Annotated in this window: 1 protein-coding gene; it reads right to left on the reverse strand. The window is 48.6% G+C overall.

Translation table 11 applies throughout. The annotated features are described in order from the left end of the window. Positions 1–249, reverse strand: a 249-nt coding sequence (locus tag R0J87_RS23110; RefSeq protein WP_498889284.1) for an MlaA family lipoprotein, incomplete at both ends; no start/stop codon positions are given.

A 249-nucleotide genomic window follows, 5' to 3' on the forward strand; every position in this document is an offset into this window, starting at 1 on the left:
CAGCGGCCGCTATGTCAATCAATCCGCCCAGACCAAAAATACTGTTAATCCAGAAACGGGTAAAATGATCCAGCGCCTTTTCCGGGTTCTGCATCAGAAAGCTGTTCAGCATGTTAGCCGGCTCTTCCAGGTTAGACAGGAAGTTTCTTAAACCGGTACGCACTGGTGACGGCACATAATCGACATAAGCCAGTGACACAGGACGGACAAAGTAGGGGTCAAGATAATCGTAGTTTACTGTCCACATGG

Origin of the sequence: Halomonas sp. SIMBA_159 (genome assembly GCF_046536035.1) — a bacterium.
Lineage (GTDB): Bacteria > Pseudomonadota > Gammaproteobacteria > Pseudomonadales > Halomonadaceae > Vreelandella > Vreelandella venusta_A.